The organism is Pseudoalteromonas sp. Hal040 (assembly GCF_037162425.1).
Taxonomy (GTDB): Bacteria; Pseudomonadota; Gammaproteobacteria; order Enterobacterales; family Alteromonadaceae; genus Pseudoalteromonas; species Pseudoalteromonas gelatinilytica.
In genome coordinates this window covers 3,106,819-3,122,972 of the sequence record NZ_JARLUU010000001.1, presented here as the reverse complement: position 1 = coordinate 3,122,972, position 16,154 = coordinate 3,106,819, and the positions used below count along the sequence as shown (strand labels likewise).

Sequence of the window (16,154 nt, the reverse complement as noted above, 5' to 3'; positions counted from 1 at the left end):
AATGAATATTTTAATTAATGGTCAGTCAGTTACAGTGAACGACAATACATCGCTGACTCAGGCGTTGAGCCAGTTTGGTGCAAGACCGCCATTTGCCGTTGCCGTTAATGGTGACTTTGTACCGCGCAGTCAATGCGATGCTAAAACCCTTAACGAAGGCGACAGCCTTGAGTTATTGTCGCCAATTCAAGGAGGCTAATATGGATAGTTTTTCGGTTTATGGTGAGCAGTTTACGAGTCGTTTACTGATTGGCTCAGCACTGTACCCTTCGCCGCGTGTTATGACAGAGTCGATAGTGGCCTCACAGGCTGAAATTGTCACCGTTTCATTGAGACGTCAGCAAAGCGCTGCTGCGGGTGATGATTTTTGGCAATTGATAAAAAACACCGGGTTAAAGGTGCTGCCAAATACGGCGGGTTGCCATAGCGTGAAAGAAGCAGTGACCTTGGCACAAATGTGCCGCGAAGTGTTTGCCACTGATTGGATCAAGTTAGAGTTGATTGGTGATGAATATAATTTACAGCCCGATCCAATCGCATTGCTTGAAGCCACTAAAATTTTATTGGCCGATGGCTTTAAAGTTTTACCTTATTGCACAGATGATTTAGTGCTGTGTCAGCGCCTCGCTGATTTAGGCTGCGAAGTACTAATGCCTTGGGGCGCACCGATTGGCACGGGTAAAGGCTTGCTGAATCCTTATAACTTAAAAATGATCCGTGAGCGCTTGCCAAACCATACGTTAATTGTTGATGCGGGCTTAGGTTTACCATCTCATGCCTGCCAAGCGCTTGAATTAGGGTATGATGCCGTATTATTAAATTCGGCAATTGCAGGTGCAGGTTGTCCAGTAACGATGAGTAAAGCGTTTAAAAGTGCTGTTGAAGCGGGGCGATATAGCTATTTGGCTAAAGCGATGCCAGAAAAAGACGTAGCAAGCCCATCAACGCCGACGCTCGGTATGCCATTTTGGCATCAAGAATAAAATGTGAGGAATAACATGAATCAGGTTGTATGGACCATAGCTGGCTCAGATTCGGGCGGCGGTGCAGGAATTCAAACCGATATCAAAGCAATGCAAAGTTTTAACGTACATGGCTGCACAGTTATTACTGCTTTAACGGCACAAAATAGTCTAGGTGTAGAAGCACTTAACCCGATATCAACAGAAGTGATTGAGTCGCAACTATTAGCCTTAGCCAGTGATATGCCTGCCAGTGTGATTAAAATTGGCATGCTTGCCAATGTGCAGCAAATACAGCTTATTAGTGAGCATTTAAAACATTACAAAGCAACTTGGGCAGAGCCGCCTTTGGTTGTTTATGATCCGGTTGCCATTGCCTCAAGTGGTGATTTATTAACAGAAGAAGATACTGTTAGTGCTATAAAAGAGTGTTTATTGCCATTAGTCGATGTTGTAACACCGAACACCCACGAAACGCAGTTATTAACTGGTGTTTACCTGATTGGCCCAAGCGCAGTGAAAGAAGCCGCCGAGAAGTTAACAGGCTATGGTGCAAAAGCGGTGATCATCAAAGGGGGTCATTGGGATTACCCAAGTGGCTACTGCATTGATTACTGCGTGCAAGGTGAGCAGGCATATTGGCTTGGCAACGAAAAAATTCAAACTCCGCATAGTCATGGCACAGGGTGTAGTATGGCTTCTGTGATTGCTGCGTGTTTAGCCAAACAGTATCCACTCAAAGATGCCTTTATTTTAGCGAAAGCCTATATCAACCAAGGATTAAAAGCAGCCGTTCGTTATGGTGAAGGGATTGGCCCAGTTGCGCACACTTGCTTTCCAACAAATCTAGCAGATTATCCACAAGTCATCGAGGCGGGAAGTTGGCTAGGTGATGAGCTCGACTTTGATTGCCCGGTTGATTTTACCATGGCAGCAGGTTTTGCCGAGTGCGACTCTAAACAGCTTGGGCTATATGCCGTTGTAGATACGGTTGATTGGTTAGAGAAGTGTTTAGCCGAAGGGGTTAAAACAGTTCAATTAAGAATGAAAAATGCAGACGATGCAGCACTTGATGAGTCGATTGCAAGTGCGGTTATGCTGGGGCAAAAGTACGATGCGCAGGTGTATATCAATGATTATTGGCAATTGGCGATTAAGCACGGCGCTTATGGTGTGCATTTAGGGCAAGAAGACTTACAAACCGCTAATTTAATTGCCATAAAAGAGGCAGGGTTACGCTTAGGTGTTTCGACTCATGGCTTTTATGAGATGCTGCGTGTACATAATTACAGACCAAGTTATATGGCGTTTGGTGCTATTTACCCAACCACCACTAAAGACATGACAGGGCAAATTCAGGGCTTAGAAAAGCTCGAAAAATTTGTGCCGTTAATGGCTGATTATCCAACGGTCGCGATTGGTGGAATTGATTTATCTCGTGCTGAGCAAGTTGCGAGCACAGGTGTTGGCAGTGTTGCCGTAGTGCGTGCGATTACCGAAGCTGAAGACTACCAAGCAGCCATTGCCAAGTTAAAACTGCTGGTCGAAGGTCAGTCTTAATATGAGCGCGTTAAGCGACAAAGAGCAAATTCGTTATAGCCGCCATTTACTATTAAAAGAGGTAGGGCTTGCGGGGCAGCAAAAGTTAAAGTCTGCACATATTGTGGTTGTCGGAGCGGGTGGGCTTGGCTCTCCAGCTCTTTTTTATTTAGCGGCAGCGGGTATCGGAACACTCACTTTGATTGACGACGATAAAGTTGAGCTTTCAAACCTACAGCGACAAATACTGTATAAAGTGAACCACATGGGGCAGGCAAAAACACAGGCGGCAGCCAAGGTGTTAAGCAGTTTAAATAATCAAATTACGGTTAAGCCCCTATGCCAAAAGCTTGATGAAAGTAACTGTGCTGAGTTACTTGAAGGTGCTGACATCATCCTTGATTGCAGTGATAACTTTGCTACCCGCTATTTGGTTAATCGCTATTGTTTAGCTAAATCTATCCCACTTGTATCAGCTGCTGCTATTGCAACACAGGGGCAGGTGATGAGTTTTGATTTTCGTGATAAACAGAGCCCTTGCTATGGCTGTATATTCCCACAAACTGATGAACAAACAGCGCTTAATTGTGACAATGCTGGGGTATTGAGCCCGTTACTGGGTGTTATGGGAAGCATGCAAAGTTTATTGGCTATCAATATATTGCTTGGCCATAAAACGGGCAGCGAGTTTATTCAATTTGATGGGCTAACATTAATGCAGCAGCGCTTTAATATTCAAAAAGATAGTGAATGCTCAGAGTGTAATCGTGGGGTGTAGGCGCGGTTTATAATGAATTTTAAGCAAACCACTATTGCTCAAGTGGTTTGCTTAATTGTGCTTAATTGAACTTATTAGTCGTTAATTTTCGCAAATGGTGTGCCCATGCGCGTCACTGTTTCTGGGTGTTGATCTGACAAGAACTCAGCTTGATTTGCACCCCAGGCTAAAATAACGGTAGAGCCTAACTTAAAGCGACCCATTTCTTCACCCTTCTTAAGGGTAATCGCGTTGTCACCTGTGGTTGGGTAATTCCAACTAAATACATCTTTACCTGCTGGTGGCGTTACTGTGCCTGCCCAAATAGTCTCGATGCTAGCAACAATTGTCGCACCGACAAGTACCATGGCTAACGGGCCAATTTCAGTTTCAAAGATAGCCACAACACGCTCGTTACGAGCAAATAGGTTAGGCACATTTTGCGCTGTTAACGGGTTTACCGAAAATAAATCACCCGGTACGTAGATCATTTTGCTCAGCGTGCCATCAACAGGCATGTGAATACGGTGATAATCTTTAGGCGCTAAATAAATCGTTGCAAACTTACCGCCTAAAAACGGCGCTGTGTCTTCTTCTTTGCCACCAAGGAGTGCTTGTAAGCTGTAGTCATGGCCTTTTGCTTGGATGATTTGACCGTCGACTACATCGCCTAATTGGCTAATTGCACCATCAACTGGGTGAGCGATAATGTCGCTTTCTTCAGCAAGTGGACGAATACCTTCTTTTAATGGGCGAGTGAAAAACTCATTAAAAGTTTTGTAATGAGCTGGATCTGGGTATTTAGCCTCACTCATATCAATTTTGTATTGTTTGATAAACAATTTAATCAAGGCCGTTGTTAAGCCACCCGCTTTTGCTGCTGCTAACTTGCCAACCATGCGCGAAATGAAATGTTTTGGCATGGCATATTGCATAGCAATTTTGAATTTATCTAAACTCACTTGTTATTTCCTAAATAGTTATACGCGAGGAGCGCGTGCACCAGCACGGCCGTCGGCCATAGTTTCTAAAATTCGGTGGTAACTGTCAAAGCGAAGTTCTGAAATTTCACCATCATCAACAGCTTGGCGAATTATACAGCCAGGATCGTTTAAATGCTTACAATCGCGAAAACGACAACCACCAATAAAATCACGGAACTCTTTAAAGCACCATGTAACGCGCTCAACCTCTAAATGCCATAAGCCAAACTCACGAATTCCCGGTGAGTCGATTAGGTTACCACCACTTGGTAAATGGTGTAATCGCGATACGGTTGTTGTGTGTTGACCAAGACCGCTGTTCTCAGAGACTTCTTGGGTTAGGATGTCTGCATCCGGCAGTACAGTGTTTACTAAGGTTGATTTACCCACACCACTTTGACCAACAAAAATGCTGTTTTTACCAACCAGTTTTTGTTTAAGCTCATCAATGCCTTGACCGGTTTTATTACTGACTAACAGTACTTGATAACCTAGCTCACGATAGATATCGAGAATTTCATCAATAAAAGCAAGGCCTTCATCGTCAATTAAATCTATTTTGTTAAGCACTAAAATAGGCTCAATACCCATGTCTTCACAGGCAACTAAATAGCGGTCGATAATGTTTGGTGTAAACTCAGGCAATACCGCAGAAACCATTAAAATTTGGTCGATATTGGCAGCGACGACTTTTACCCCGTCATAAAAATCAGGGCGCGTTAATTGTGAGCGACGTTCATGGGTTGCTTCAATAACGCCAGCTAAGTCGCCCTCGCTAACTTTTGCTCGGCGAAAAATAACTTCATCACCACACACAAGGCTCGATACGGTTCTACGTATATTACATCGCAGTACTTCGCCTGATTCAGTTTCGATATCGGCGTGTTGGCCAAATCGACTGATCACAACCGCATTTTCGGCAGGGCCTAAATTGTCATTTTGCCATTGCACAGTTGCCCCTTTCTCTTGCTTTTTGTCTGCATTAGAGAGGCGTTTTTGATGATTGGCCTTAATTCGACGCGATTGGCCTTTACTTAATTTCTTTTGTTTTGCCACTTTTGGCCTATAACTTGAGTAAATGTCGGGCTTTTTGAAAAAAAAGCTTTAGGTCGACTGATGATACTAATATGATATATCTAAATGCGTTGGATCTAAAGGAAAGCACCGCTAAGGTAACTATGTCTTTTCATAAATCAAATCTTATCTGGCTCGACCTGGAAATGACTGGCCTCGAACCAGCAACAGATAAAATACTCGAAATTGCAACTGTTGTCACCGACAGTGATTTAAACATCTTGGCTGAAGGCCCTGTTATTGCTATTCATCAAAGTGATGAATTGCTTGATGGCATGGACGAGTGGTGTACAACTCAGCACGGTCAATCTGGTTTAACAGCTCGCTGTAAAGCAAGCACTTTCACGGAACAAGATGCTATTGATCAAACATTGTCATTTCTAAAGCAATGGGTGCCAGCGGGTGTTTCACCTATGTGTGGTAATTCTATCGGCCAAGACCGCCGTTTTATGAATAAGTACATGCCTGAATTGGAAGACTACTTTCACTACCGTAACCTTGATGTGAGTACAGTTAAAGAACTTGCGCGTCGTTGGAAACCTGACGTATTAGCGCAAGTGAACAAAAAAGGTTCACATCTAGCCCTCGACGATATCAAAGATTCGATCATGGAATTAAAGGTTTACCAAGAAAAATTCTTTAATTTGTAAAAAACATTTGCAAACACATCGGATTATTGTAGAATCCTGCCCCGCTTAAGACGTTAACCCCCGCGGGGTTGGTATGTCTCTAAGTAATTGAATGCGGCACTAGCTCAGTTGCCAGAACGTTTCACCGCAACCTTCAGGTTGTGCGCCAGCGGACAAATTACTGACTACTTTAAAGCGGCACTAGCTCAGTTGCCAGAACGTTTCACCGCAACCTTCAGGTTGTGCGCCAACGGACAAATTACTGACTACTTTAAAGCGGCACTAGCTCAGTTGGTAGAGCGCAACCTTGCCAAGGTTGAGGTCACGAGTTCGAGCCTCGTGTGCCGCTCCAATTTCTCACCAAAAGAAATTGGCTTAAGTTTCAAGGGGAAAGTAACTAACTTGAAGCTTGTAACTTAAAACTAGTAACTTATTGTGCGGCACTAGCTCAGTTGCCAGAACGTTTTACCGCAACCTTCAGGTTGTGCGCCAACGGACAAATTACTGACTACTTTAAAGCGGCACTAGCTCAGTTGGTAGAGCGCAACCTTGCCAAGGTTGAGGTCACGAGTTCGAGCCTCGTGTGCCGCTCCAATTTCTCACCAAAAGAAATTGGCTTAAGTTTCGAGGGGAAAGTAACTAACTTGAAGCTTGTAACTTAAAACTAGTAACTTATTGTGCGGCACTAGCTCAGTTGGTAGAGCGCAACCTTGCCAAGGTTGAGGTCACGAGTTCGAGCCTCGTGTGCCGCTCCAATTTCTAACCAAAAGAAATTGGCTTAAGTTTCGAGGGGAAAGTAACTAACTTGAAGCTTGTAACTTAAAACTAGTAACTTATTGTGCGGCACTAGCTCAGTTGGTAGAGCGCAACCTTGCCAAGGTTGAGGTCACGAGTTCGAGCCTCGTGTGCCGCTCCAATCTCTAAATAAACCCCAAAACACTTTCTTAAATATAAAGCCAAGTTTTGCTTACAGCTGGTTTTAGATCTGGCCTTGAATCGTCGCGACAATACGTCTTGAACCACCATGATCTCGGTGTTCACCTAAATAGATACCCTGCCAAGTACCTAGCATTAAACGGCCTTGGTTAATTGGAATGGTGAGCTCAGCACCTAATATACTACTTTTTATGTGGGCTGGCATGTCGTCATCACCTTCATAATCATGGCGGTAATAACTCTGTCGCTCTGGGACAAAATGATTGAAGTGACTTTCCATATCCATTCTTACTGTAGGATCTGCATTTTCGTTAATAGTTAAGCTTGCAGAAGTATGTTGAATAAACAGGTGTAATAAGCCGACTCTGTATTGTGTTATTTCAGGAAGTTGACGAAGTAGCTCGTCATCAATGATGTGAAAGCCTCGTGAGCGAGGCTTTAATTGAATGGTTTTTTGCTGCCAGCTCATAGTTTATCAAAGCTAACTTCAATATTGGCGTTACCATCAGCAGACGTGAATGGAATTAACACCTTAGCACCTTCACATTTATGAGCGATTGTATGTCCTTTACCAGACACTACAACTGGCGTTGCCATATCAAACTCATAGCCTTTTTCGCCAAGTAGGTTTTTAGCGCCACCTGTTACCATGTTAGTAATTTCACCTACCATGTCGGTTACTTCTTCGTTCACCGCATCAGGACGTTCACCTAGCATTCTTTCCATAATGGTCAGAGCTAGATTTTCATCAAAGGTGATTGAAAGTGAACCTTTAGTTTGTGGGCCAACCATACCAATCAAACCTGATACATCGCCACGGGCTAGTTCGTCTTTCTTTAAACTAGGTTTGCCCGGCTTTAATTCTGTTTGAGCCATAGTGCTCAAGACATTTAATAATGATGATAAAAAAGGGTTGATGAACTCCACATTCATTATTTATTTTCCCTTAGGTTTCAAAATGCCGTTAATCATACTTTAAGTGTAGTGGTTGTTTCAAACACCGCACTTATTCTTTGCATTTTTCGCATTTACCGTGCGCTTCGATTGTTTGTCCTGAGACAATAAATCCACTTTCTGCCGCTAAGTTATTAAGTTCATGAGAAATTACTGTTGAATGTAATTCTTTTACATAACCACAGCTATCACAAATTAATAACTGTACAGGGTGAATGTGATCAAAATGATGGCACAACATAAATGAGTTGGTGCTTTCAATTTTATGAATAAAGCCAAGTTCCGATAAGAAATCGAGCGCTCGATAAATGGTTGCTGGTTTTGCGCCTGACTCAGTTAATTTGAGTTGTTCTAATAGGTCATAAGCACCCACACCACCTTGCGCGCTAGCTAATAGGCGGAATACTTTTTCACGGATAGGTGTGAAACGTGCACCACGATTATCGCATACTTGTTTTGCTTTACTGACGAGTGATTCTATATTCATCTTCTCTTATCCTTACGCTACCGTGATATACTAACATACTGTATTGTAGTTGCAGTGTTTTTATTCGCTAACACGTTTTCAGGGAGTTTTCTTAATGAGTGAATTGCTAGCTGCATTCATTTTCTTTTTTGCCGTCATTGATCCTATCGGGACCGTGCCTGTTTTTATTGCTGTTACACGCTGGGATGACGCCAAATTTAAGCGCAAAGTTGCATTAAAAGCGGTTGGCGTTTCGGCACTGGTGCTATTATTTTTTGTTGTTGCGGGCGAGTTACTTTTAAACGCGATCAATATTCCACTTTCGGCATTTCAGATTGCCGGAGGTATCGTTTTATTACTGTTTGCTTTGTCGATGATCTTCGGTGAAAGTAAACCAGAAACAGAGATCAAAAGTGTTCGAGATAGCACCGAAACCGCTATTTTCCCTTTGGCAATTCCTTCTATTGCCAGCCCAGGCGCCATGCTTGGTGCGGTATTAATGACCCGAAATACTGAATACACTTGGTATGAGCAGCTTATAACCTCATCAATTATGCTTTCTGTATTAGTCATCGTACTGGTTTTATTACTGCTTGCCACGCATGTTCATAAGTTAATTGGTGATAGTGGCGCGAGTATTATTAGTCGGGTGATGGGCTTAATTTTATCGTCAGTGGCGGTGACTAATATTTTAGGCGGTATCGCTCACTACTTTGGTTTGAGTGTTGTCGGCTAGTTTTAATTTAAAGTGCATTTTCAGTGATTTAAACTTTGAATAATTGCCTTCTTTTATCTAACTTTAAAGAAGGCAATATAAAATTTAAGGAACAAAGAATGCTAATCAAAAATGTAGTTATATCAGTATTTCTGATTTTTAGTTTGGGTGCTTGTACGGAGCCACCACCGGAAGATACCGGTAAACTTCGCGTGATTGAAGTCACAGACCATGAGTTTAAAATAAACGGTGAGAGTGCCGTAACATTAATTATTGGTCGAGGCCATGTTGCTGAATACAGTTTTTCAATTCGTAAAAGCGATCTTAAAAAGGGCACGTTATTACAATCAGTGTCTGACAGTAACCCTAATGTGAGAGCTGACGCGACATTCTTTAGTGAATATTATGTGCAATCCAAAGATCACGACACTCATGTATCGGTCGAAATTGTTGAAATTGACCCAGTAGAAGAAGTTGCCCGCATAGCAGTAGGTGCTAAATTAGTTAACTTAAAAGATAAGGATTTCAAAGAATTAGAAATAATTATTTTTGAACTCACAGGACAAAATCTAGAAAATTTATTGAATGAAGTGAAAATTTAGTCTTTTCACTTTTAGCGTATCAATTGCAGAAGTGAGTTTGCAGTACACTTCTTCACCTCTTTTCATCATTTGATCTTCGATTAAGCCATGCCGTGAGCGTGCTTCGGTGGTATAATAAGCCCAATTTTTCATTCCGACACATAGCTAACTTTTGATGTGTCAGCGCTATTGATTAGCGTTAATCGTATTAGGTAATTTAAGTTGCAAGTAAACGCATTGATCTTTAAAGGGGCCATGTTATGAGCACGACGACATTAAACCGCCGTTTTTCAGTGGCACCCATGTTAGATTGGACTGATCGTCACTGTCGAACCTTTCACCGTAAAATGACTAAGCATGCTGTGCTGTACACTGAGATGGTGACAACCGGCGCTATTTTATTTGGTAAAGGCGATTACCTACACTTTAATGAGCATGAAGGCCCTGTGGCATTGCAACTTGGTGGCTCAGATCCTGAAGCGTTAGCTAAGTGTGCAAAATTAGCAGCAGAGCGTGGCTATCATGAAGTAAATTTAAATGTCGGCTGTCCGTCTGATCGCGTGCAAAATGGCCGCTTTGGTGCTTGTTTAATGGCAGAACCTAAACTGGTTGCTGACTGCGTTGCTGCAATGAAGGCCGAAGTGACTATTCCTGTTACAGTTAAAACGCGCATTGGGATTGATGAGCAAGACTCGTATGAGTTTTTATGTGCTTTAATTGAAGCGAGTCATGATGTTGGTTGTGATGACTTTATAATCCATGCGCGTAAAGCGTGGTTAAATGGCTTAAGCCCGAAAGAAAATCGTGAGATCCCACCACTTGATTACCCGCGTGTTTATCAGTTGAAAAAAGATTATCCGCAACTGCACCTAAGCTTAAATGGTGGCGTGAAAACAATTGCTGATAGCGTGGCTCACCTTGATTATGTTGATGGCATTATGATTGGTCGTGAGGCGTATAGTAATCCGTTTATTTTGTCTGAGGTCGACGAAAACATTTATGGTGATGACGCCTTTACGCTGAGTCGCCATCAGGTTGTGCGCTCTATGTATGACTATATTGAAGATGAAATGAGTAAAGGCGCTAACTTTTGGCATATTGCTCGCCATATGTTGGGGATTTTCCAAGGCCAACCTGGCGCGCGTGGTTTTAGACGCCATCTTTCAGAAAAAGGTCATGGTAAAACGGCTGATTTATCTGTTATGGATAAAGCCTTGAGTTTTGTCCCAGAAGCCTAATCACAAAGCCTATTAAAAAAGCCACATTTTGTGGCTTTTTTTGATCCTAAAATTTGGTGAAAAAGTTAATTTTTTAGTCAAATTAGTTATTTCTCATTCAGCCATTAGTCAGTCAAAATTTTAATTCAATTCATTCAACTTATTGTATTTAATTAATAAATTTATTTTATTTGTTAGTTGGCACAAGAATTGGAATCTCCTAGCTGTATTAACCCAATAATCAACAGGAGAGTCACATGGGTGTATTAAATCGCGTAAATGACATTATTCAGGCAAACCTTTCTGCAGCACTAGATAAAGCTGAAGATCCTGAAAAGTTACTTAATCTACTCGTGCAAGAAATGCAGGATGCACTGACTGAATGCCGTGCAACCGCCGCGACATTTTTAACGCAAGAAAAGCAAATGAAGCGCGAAATTGCAGCCAAACAAGCAAAAGTAGCTGACTGGCAAGCGAAAGCAGAAAAAGCACTCAGTAAAGATCGTGATGATCTTGCCAAAGCTGCACTGATTGAAAAGCAGCGCATAACGACAGAAATCAAAGCTCAACAAGCTGAAATGGATAAAGTGGCAGAGTCACTTGCAAAATTGACTGAAGATTGTCAGCGTTTACAAAATAAGCTTGCAGATGCAAAAGCTAAACAGCTGACTTATATGCAAAAAGAGCGCGTTGTTACAGCACGCTTAAAAGTAAAAGAGCAGCTACATAGTAGCAAAGTTGCAGATGCATTAGCGCGTTTTGACTACTTAGAGCAGCGCGTTGAAAACATTGAATCACAAGTTGAAGCGTACGAGCTTACGCAAAGCGATGCAGTAAATTCAACAGCAGCACAAATTGCGGCTCTTGAGAAAAATGATGCAATCGATAAAGAGCTTGCTGATTTAAAAGCAACGATGAAGCAGTCGGCTTAGGAGGTAAATGATGAATACTTATCATACATCAACACGATGGTACCGAGATCTAAGTAACAAAAAGATCTCGGGTGTGTGTAGCGGATTGGCTGCGCGCTTGGGCTTCCCTGTATGGTCAACACGTTTAGTCATGATCATATTGCTTATTCAAATGCCACTGTTAATTGGCGTGGGTTATTTAGTGGCTCATTGCACTTTACCAGTGAAAGGTTACTAGGAGTCGATTATGAAAACGTTAGCTATCATCGTCTTGGCAATGCTTTTACTGTGTACTGATGCGGTTTCTTTTGTCTCGTTCGACTCATGGCAGTTACCTTTATCAATTGCTGATATGAGTTGGGCTGGACTTGAAGTCATCGGAGCAATAGTGGCAGTGATTGCTGTTGTGGCGGGTGTTGCGCTATTCACTATTGGGCTGCTTGGCGCAGGGGTTGTTGCTCTGATTGGTGTTGTGCTTGCGTTTTTATTCGGCTCAATAATGATTGCATGGCCACTATTACTAATCGCAGCATTGTGTTGGTTGATTGCTGATAACAAAAAATCGCCAGCTTAAGGTACTAATAAACTGCCTTAATACATAAAATATGCTAAATTTAGCGGGTAAGTTAATGTCTTAACAAGGATTAAAACATAATGAAACTGTGGCCCGCATTCTCTTTTCTTACCGCAAGTTTATTCTTTAGTACTTTTTTATCTGCCCATAGTGGTCATGACCATAGCGATGTTGCTGAAGTCACTGTAAGCAACGCGCAGGTACGTGAGTTTTTACCAGCCAGTAAAGCCAGCGTGGCTTATTTAACTATTACCAACCCAAGTGAGCAGGCAACAGTATTAACTAAAGCTGAGCTTGATGGTTTAGGACGCGTTGAAATTCATCAGCACACTCATGTAGATGGCATGATGAAAATGGAACAGGTTTTATCATTAAAGATTGATGGTCATAGCAGTGTTGAGTTTAAACCCGGTGGTTATCACTTGATGGTGTTTGAACCTGAAGATCAACTAAAAGCAGGGCAAGAACGAAAACTCACGCTATATTTTAATGATGGCAATCGAGTTTTTACTCAAGCCAAGGTTGTGTCTTTGCAAGAGATGTCTGAACAGGCATCACAAAAAAGTAAAGAGCACTCACATCACTAGGAGGTATCATGTCTGAGCATAAAGGAAAAATAGCCAGTGCATTACTTATTATACTAATTGTTTTTTACGCGATTGCTGTTTACTGGAGTAGTGAACCAGCTCGTATGGATGTTGTTGGCAAGGCAAAACAAGAAGCGCAAATGCGCGGCGAAAAATTTGTCACCGGCTACACAACAACAACGACGTTAATCAATGTAGCAAGTACATTATTAAATAAACCTGGCGGCTATTTATCTAACGATATGATGCCACCAAGTGTGTTGATGGATAACATGCCGGCGTGGGAATATGGCGCGCTAGAGATGACCCGTGACTTGGTGTTGTCGATGCGTAAAGATTTCAGCCGTTCACAGTCTCAATCAACTGAGCACGAAGCACTTAAAAAAGCACAGCCGCAATTTAATATTAGCTCGGTAGCATGGGCGTGGCCAAGTGCTGAAACTGAGTATCAAAAGGGTATTGATTTACTTATCGTATACCGTACTCAAATTGCTGATCAGAACGATCGTGATAGCCAGTTTTACGCCCGCGCAGATAACTTACGTGGCTGGCTAAAAGAAGCAGAAAAACGCCTTGGTAGTTTAAGTCAGCGTTTAAGCGCAAGTGTTGGTCAAGATCGTTTAAACACTGATTTAGCAGGTGATACTGCGGCTCATCAAGCAACTTATGCACCTTTGCAAAACCAAGTGAAAACATCTTGGTGGCAAATTGACGATGTGTTTTATGAATCGCGTGGTGCAACGTGGGCATTGCTGCACTTTTTACAAGCGGTTGAATATGATTTTGCCGATGTCTTAGAAAAGAAAAACGCCCGTGTTAGTCTGCAACAAATTATTCGTGAATTAGAGGCCACACAAGAAACTGTGTGGAGCCCAATGATCTTAAATGGCAGTGGTTTTGGCTTTGTAGCTAACCACTCATTGGTCATGGCGAATTATATTTCTCGAGCCAATGCGGCTCTAATTGAACTTAGCGAACTTTTAGCGCAAGGATAAAATGATGAAAAAGTACTGTTTAGCAGCTGCCCTTTCAATGGCCTGTTTAGCTCCAACAGCGCAAGCTGACACATTATTAGGCTTATACCTAGGTGTTGATGGCTGGCAATCAGATAACAGCGGTAGTTTTGCTCAAGACGGAAATCTACAAAGCTTTAAATTTGATGATGAAACGTTTACGAGCTACTACGCAGCACTTGAGCACCCAGTGCCGTTAGTACCAAACCTTAAACTAAAATACACTGAACTTGAGTTAAATGGTGACACCACTCTTGATGAAACGTTTAGCTTTGGTGGTTCAGATTATGTGGTAGGCACACAAGTAGGCACAGTAAGTGATTTATCACACATCGACTACATCCTATATTACGAAATCTTTGATAATGATTTGGTTTCTATTGATTTAGGTGTGAATGCTAAACAATTTGATGGTGAAATTGTTGTAACTGGTACATCGCAAGACGGTGGCCAAAATACCACTGAGCGCGTTGATTTTTCTGGTTTTGTACCGTTAGTGTATGGCCGTGCTGAAGTTGGCTTACCATTTACTGGTTTAAGCGTATTCTTTGAAGGTAGTTTACTGGCTATCGATGATAGCAAAATTCAAGATTACCAAGCAGGTATCGCATACGCTTTACTTGATAACTTAGCAATTGATATGGACATTAAAGCGGGCTACCGCTCAATGACCTTAGAGCTTGATGATATTGATGACATCTACACAGATTTAGATGCGTCAGGCCCATTTGCGGGTATTCAAATCCACTTCTAATCGAGTTTTTCGGTTTATATTTAGCTGGCAGCTTTATTTTAGAGTTTGCCAGCTAACTTCAAATTCATCTTCTAATGATGTTGAAAGTATTTGCTTATATGCCTTATTTATTGGTGATGCAATTAGCTTTCTTAATTCGTCACCCGTTTGTGTAAATTTATAATAACTGAGTACTAAGTCATTGCTTTTTGCTTTTAAAACCAAGCGTTGATTCATAAAGCTCAGTACCAGCTCTTGGCCTGCTTTTAAAACCGCTGATTCGATTTCTTTTCGGTACAGCAAGTTAATGTCCATCAGGGTAAGAATGTCAGGAAAGCTAACAGAGGTTTTCCCTAGGTTAAATGACACTTTATTGCCTTTTCTAAGTAAATCAAACAGCGATGGTTTCTTGTAAAAGCCGAGTAAAATTAAGTGGCTGTTATCTTTTTCATTAAAACCACACAGTGATGTGCAGCGCTGAAGGGCATCGGCTTCGCGCTGAGTCATGTGCTTAAGTGTTTGCAAGCTTTTAATTGAAAAGGTACCCGGTGACACGGTTTCACCGGCTAATATTTTCGCCCACAATTTTTGCATAGAAGAGTTTGCTGTGTCTTCGCACAAACTAATAAAACGCTCTATCCAATCAAAATCCGGTTGTTGTTGCCCTGTGACATCCGGGCAAAAAGCCATAGCCATCGCCATAATGGTTTCGATATTTTCTTGGCGTTTTATAAATTGAATTTCTTGGCGAGTGTGAGCTCGCTCTAAAAGAGTCGCTTGCGCTTTAATTTGATAGGCAAGCTGCTGCTGACCTTGTGGTGAATAGCTGTCATCGCCAGCATGGTTAATCCTGACCGATGAGGCTTTATGAATAGGGTAGCCGAGTTGGTTTTCTATGATATTGGCAAGATTAACTCTCGCTTGAGCCGCTTTCACTGTCATCGCTCACAATGGCCTTGTTTGTTGTTGCTAACTGCGCATGGGTTTTAATGTTATTGAGTGCCAACGTCACTGTGTTATTGAGAATATATTGGCTTAATAAAGCAAGGTAGCCACCAATGATAGGGGTATTTACCTCTCCTTGTAACGAACACTCGATAGTTACCTCATTACCAGCACCTGTAAAGCGGATTGTGCCCTGAGCAATATGTTCTTGGTTAAATAAAATATTAAACGAAAGCTGAGTGTTGTCGAGTTGCGTGATGGTCATCTCGCCTTCGCCAAAGCGACTTTGCCAAAATTGATGCGCACCCACACCTTGGCTAGGCTCTGCAATGGTAAATTTTATACTTGGATCAACTGCTTGCCAAGGTTGCCATTTTGGCCATTGGCTAAAGTCACCAACAAGGCTTGCAATTTCTGCACGACTAGCATTCACTTTAATTGATTTGTGAACGGTATACTGTGGTGAAAGCATCAGCCCTATCACAAGCGCAATTAGCGTACTGAAAAAAATCGCTTTTAGGGTAAAAATGAGTATTTTAATAACCACACCTCAGGCAATTGTTTTATAACTTTCATAA

21 protein-coding genes and 4 tRNA genes are annotated in these 16,154 nt (G+C 42.0%); 18 read left to right on the top strand and 7 right to left on the bottom strand.

What is annotated here, in order from left to right; all coding sequences use genetic code 11:
• The first annotated feature begins 1 nt into the window (after position 1).
• Genes thiS through P4S60_RS14510 form a run of 4 tightly spaced genes read left to right on the top strand, consistent with a single transcriptional unit; the run spans position 2 to position 3,279 of the window.
• Positions 2–199 carry a sulfur carrier protein ThiS gene (thiS, locus tag P4S60_RS14525; RefSeq protein ID WP_337116408.1) on the top strand — a complete coding sequence of 66 codons (198 nt, stop codon included), beginning with the start codon at positions 2–4 and terminating at the stop codon, positions 197–199.
• Between the two features lies 1 nt (position 200).
• Positions 201–983: a thiazole synthase gene (locus tag P4S60_RS14520; RefSeq protein ID WP_337116407.1), complete on the top strand. Its 783-nt coding sequence runs from the start codon at positions 201–203 to the stop codon at positions 981–983.
• Positions 984–998: 15 nt separating this feature from the next.
• Positions 999–2,522: a thiamine phosphate synthase gene (gene thiE, locus P4S60_RS14515; RefSeq protein ID WP_337116406.1), complete on the top strand. Its 1,524-nt coding sequence runs from the start codon at positions 999–1,001 to the stop codon at positions 2,520–2,522.
• A 1-nt stretch (position 2,523) separates the two neighbouring features.
• Complete coding sequence (locus P4S60_RS14510; protein WP_337116405.1) at positions 2,524–3,279, top strand: HesA/MoeB/ThiF family protein; 756 nt, start codon at positions 2,524–2,526, stop codon at positions 3,277–3,279.
• A gap of 74 nt (positions 3,280–3,353) precedes the next feature.
• Here P4S60_RS14510 and asd read toward each other — a convergent pair whose 3' ends face one another.
• Entirely contained in the window at positions 3,354–4,220 is an 867-nt protein-coding gene (asd, locus tag P4S60_RS14505) for an archaetidylserine decarboxylase (protein WP_175083551.1), read from the bottom strand.
• Positions 4,221–4,238: 18 nt separating this feature from the next.
• Positions 4,239–5,297 carry a small ribosomal subunit biogenesis GTPase RsgA gene (gene rsgA / locus P4S60_RS14500; RefSeq protein ID WP_063702756.1) on the bottom strand — a complete coding sequence of 353 codons (1,059 nt, stop codon included), beginning with the start codon at positions 5,295–5,297 and terminating at the stop codon, positions 4,239–4,241.
• Positions 5,298–5,419: 122 nt separating this feature from the next.
• Between rsgA and orn the strand changes: the two genes are divergently transcribed.
• From orn to P4S60_RS14475, 5 genes are all read left to right on the top strand, one after another.
• A complete protein-coding gene (orn, locus tag P4S60_RS14495; protein WP_337116403.1) occupies positions 5,420–5,965 on the top strand; it encodes an oligoribonuclease in 546 nt (181 codons plus the stop codon).
• Positions 5,966–6,220: 255 nt separating this feature from the next.
• A tRNA-Gly gene (locus P4S60_RS14490) sits at positions 6,221–6,296 on the top strand.
• Between the two features lie 166 nt (positions 6,297–6,462).
• Positions 6,463–6,538 (top strand) — tRNA-Gly (locus tag P4S60_RS14485).
• A gap of 85 nt (positions 6,539–6,623) precedes the next feature.
• Positions 6,624–6,699, top strand: a tRNA-Gly gene (locus tag P4S60_RS14480).
• Between the two features lie 85 nt (positions 6,700–6,784).
• Positions 6,785–6,860, top strand: a tRNA-Gly gene (locus P4S60_RS14475).
• A 63-nt stretch (positions 6,861–6,923) separates the two neighbouring features.
• Here P4S60_RS14475 and P4S60_RS14470 read toward each other — a convergent pair.
• The 3 genes from P4S60_RS14470 to P4S60_RS14460 all read right to left on the bottom strand — a co-directional run bounded on the left by P4S60_RS14470 (position 6,924) and on the right by P4S60_RS14460 (position 8,321).
• A complete protein-coding gene (locus tag P4S60_RS14470; RefSeq protein ID WP_337116402.1) occupies positions 6,924–7,349 on the bottom strand; it encodes a secondary thiamine-phosphate synthase enzyme YjbQ in 426 nt (141 codons plus the stop codon).
• Positions 7,346–7,813 (bottom strand): chemotaxis protein CheX, encoded by a 468-nt coding sequence (locus tag P4S60_RS14465; RefSeq protein WP_175083479.1) that lies wholly within the window; start codon positions 7,811–7,813, stop codon positions 7,346–7,348. Before P4S60_RS14465 ends, P4S60_RS14470 begins: the two co-directional genes overlap by 4 nt.
• Positions 7,814–7,886: 73 nt before the next feature.
• Entirely contained in the window at positions 7,887–8,321 is a 435-nt protein-coding gene (locus P4S60_RS14460; protein ID WP_054554141.1) for a transcriptional repressor, read from the bottom strand.
• Positions 8,322–8,415: 94 nt separating this feature from the next.
• Between P4S60_RS14460 and P4S60_RS14455 the strand changes: the two genes are divergently transcribed.
• The 9 genes from P4S60_RS14455 (at position 8,416) to P4S60_RS14415 (ending at position 14,652) form a co-directional block, all read left to right on the top strand.
• Positions 8,416–9,036: a MarC family protein gene (locus tag P4S60_RS14455; protein WP_055020798.1), complete on the top strand. Its 621-nt coding sequence runs from the start codon at positions 8,416–8,418 to the stop codon at positions 9,034–9,036.
• Between the two features lie 98 nt (positions 9,037–9,134).
• Positions 9,135–9,617: a hypothetical protein gene (locus P4S60_RS14450; RefSeq protein ID WP_063702743.1), complete on the top strand. Its 483-nt coding sequence runs from the start codon at positions 9,135–9,137 to the stop codon at positions 9,615–9,617.
• 239 nt (positions 9,618–9,856) lie between these two features.
• Positions 9,857–10,834: a tRNA dihydrouridine(20/20a) synthase DusA gene (dusA, locus tag P4S60_RS14445; RefSeq protein WP_082874018.1), complete on the top strand. Its 978-nt coding sequence runs from the start codon at positions 9,857–9,859 to the stop codon at positions 10,832–10,834.
• 236 nt (positions 10,835–11,070) lie between these two features.
• The gene (locus P4S60_RS14440) at positions 11,071–11,745 is read left to right on the top strand and encodes a PspA/IM30 family protein (RefSeq protein WP_337116400.1); all 675 of its coding nucleotides are present in this window, start codon (positions 11,071–11,073) and stop codon (positions 11,743–11,745) included.
• Positions 11,746–11,755: 10 nt separating this feature from the next.
• Entirely contained in the window at positions 11,756–11,962 is a 207-nt protein-coding gene (locus P4S60_RS14435) for a PspC domain-containing protein (protein ID WP_054554145.1), read from the top strand.
• A gap of 9 nt (positions 11,963–11,971) precedes the next feature.
• Positions 11,972–12,298 carry a hypothetical protein gene (locus tag P4S60_RS14430; protein ID WP_063702739.1) on the top strand — a complete coding sequence of 109 codons (327 nt, stop codon included), beginning with the start codon at positions 11,972–11,974 and terminating at the stop codon, positions 12,296–12,298.
• Between the two features lie 80 nt (positions 12,299–12,378).
• Positions 12,379–12,885 (top strand): copper chaperone PCu(A)C, encoded by a 507-nt coding sequence (locus tag P4S60_RS14425; RefSeq protein WP_337116399.1) that lies wholly within the window; start codon positions 12,379–12,381, stop codon positions 12,883–12,885.
• Positions 12,886–12,893: 8 nt separating this feature from the next.
• Positions 12,894–13,880 (top strand): DUF2333 family protein, encoded by a 987-nt coding sequence (locus tag P4S60_RS14420; protein ID WP_337116398.1) that lies wholly within the window; start codon positions 12,894–12,896, stop codon positions 13,878–13,880.
• A 4-nt stretch (positions 13,881–13,884) separates the two neighbouring features.
• A complete protein-coding gene (locus P4S60_RS14415; protein ID WP_063702733.1) occupies positions 13,885–14,652 on the top strand; it encodes a TIGR04219 family outer membrane beta-barrel protein in 768 nt (255 codons plus the stop codon).
• Positions 14,653–14,685: 33 nt separating this feature from the next.
• Here P4S60_RS14415 and P4S60_RS14410 read toward each other — a convergent pair whose 3' ends face one another.
• Positions 14,686–15,573 (bottom strand): TIGR03899 family protein, encoded by an 888-nt coding sequence (locus tag P4S60_RS14410; RefSeq protein WP_337116397.1) that lies wholly within the window; start codon positions 15,571–15,573, stop codon positions 14,686–14,688.
• Positions 15,542–16,048 (bottom strand): SRPBCC family protein, encoded by a 507-nt coding sequence (locus P4S60_RS14405; RefSeq protein WP_082874024.1) that lies wholly within the window; start codon positions 16,046–16,048, stop codon positions 15,542–15,544. Before P4S60_RS14405 ends, P4S60_RS14410 begins: the two co-directional genes overlap by 32 nt.
• Between the last annotated feature and the right edge of the window lie 106 nt (positions 16,049–16,154).

Bases quoted from the DNA above. Each gene is read 5' to 3' on its own strand.
- thiS (WP_337116408.1), top strand. From the start codon at position 2: ATGAATATTTTAATTAATGGTCAGTCAGTTACAGTGAACGACAATACA.
- P4S60_RS14520 (WP_337116407.1), top strand. From the start codon at position 201: ATGGATAGTTTTTCGGTTTATGGTGAGCAGTTTACGAGTCGTTTACTG.
- thiE (WP_337116406.1), top strand. From the start codon at position 999: ATGAATCAGGTTGTATGGACCATAGCTGGCTCAGATTCGGGCGGCGGT.
- P4S60_RS14510 (WP_337116405.1), top strand. From the start codon at position 2,524: ATGAGCGCGTTAAGCGACAAAGAGCAAATTCGTTATAGCCGCCATTTA.
- orn (WP_337116403.1), top strand. From the start codon at position 5,420: ATGTCTTTTCATAAATCAAATCTTATCTGGCTCGACCTGGAAATGACT.
- P4S60_RS14470 (WP_337116402.1), bottom strand. From the start codon at position 7,349: ATGAGCTGGCAGCAAAAAACCATTCAATTAAAGCCTCGCTCACGAGGC.
- P4S60_RS14465 (WP_175083479.1), bottom strand. From the start codon at position 7,813: ATGAATGTGGAGTTCATCAACCCTTTTTTATCATCATTATTAAATGTC.
- P4S60_RS14460 (WP_054554141.1), bottom strand. From the start codon at position 8,321: ATGAATATAGAATCACTCGTCAGTAAAGCAAAACAAGTATGCGATAAT.
- P4S60_RS14455 (WP_055020798.1), top strand. From the start codon at position 8,416: ATGAGTGAATTGCTAGCTGCATTCATTTTCTTTTTTGCCGTCATTGAT.
- P4S60_RS14450 (WP_063702743.1), top strand. From the start codon at position 9,135: ATGCTAATCAAAAATGTAGTTATATCAGTATTTCTGATTTTTAGTTTG.
- dusA (WP_082874018.1), top strand. From the start codon at position 9,857: ATGAGCACGACGACATTAAACCGCCGTTTTTCAGTGGCACCCATGTTA.
- P4S60_RS14440 (WP_337116400.1), top strand. From the start codon at position 11,071: ATGGGTGTATTAAATCGCGTAAATGACATTATTCAGGCAAACCTTTCT.
- P4S60_RS14435 (WP_054554145.1), top strand. From the start codon at position 11,756: ATGAATACTTATCATACATCAACACGATGGTACCGAGATCTAAGTAAC.
- P4S60_RS14430 (WP_063702739.1), top strand. From the start codon at position 11,972: ATGAAAACGTTAGCTATCATCGTCTTGGCAATGCTTTTACTGTGTACT.
- P4S60_RS14425 (WP_337116399.1), top strand. From the start codon at position 12,379: ATGAAACTGTGGCCCGCATTCTCTTTTCTTACCGCAAGTTTATTCTTT.
- P4S60_RS14420 (WP_337116398.1), top strand. From the start codon at position 12,894: ATGTCTGAGCATAAAGGAAAAATAGCCAGTGCATTACTTATTATACTA.
- P4S60_RS14415 (WP_063702733.1), top strand. From the start codon at position 13,885: ATGAAAAAGTACTGTTTAGCAGCTGCCCTTTCAATGGCCTGTTTAGCT.
- P4S60_RS14410 (WP_337116397.1), bottom strand. From the start codon at position 15,573: ATGACAGTGAAAGCGGCTCAAGCGAGAGTTAATCTTGCCAATATCATA.
- P4S60_RS14405 (WP_082874024.1), bottom strand. From the start codon at position 16,048: ATGCTTTCACCACAGTATACCGTTCACAAATCAATTAAAGTGAATGCT.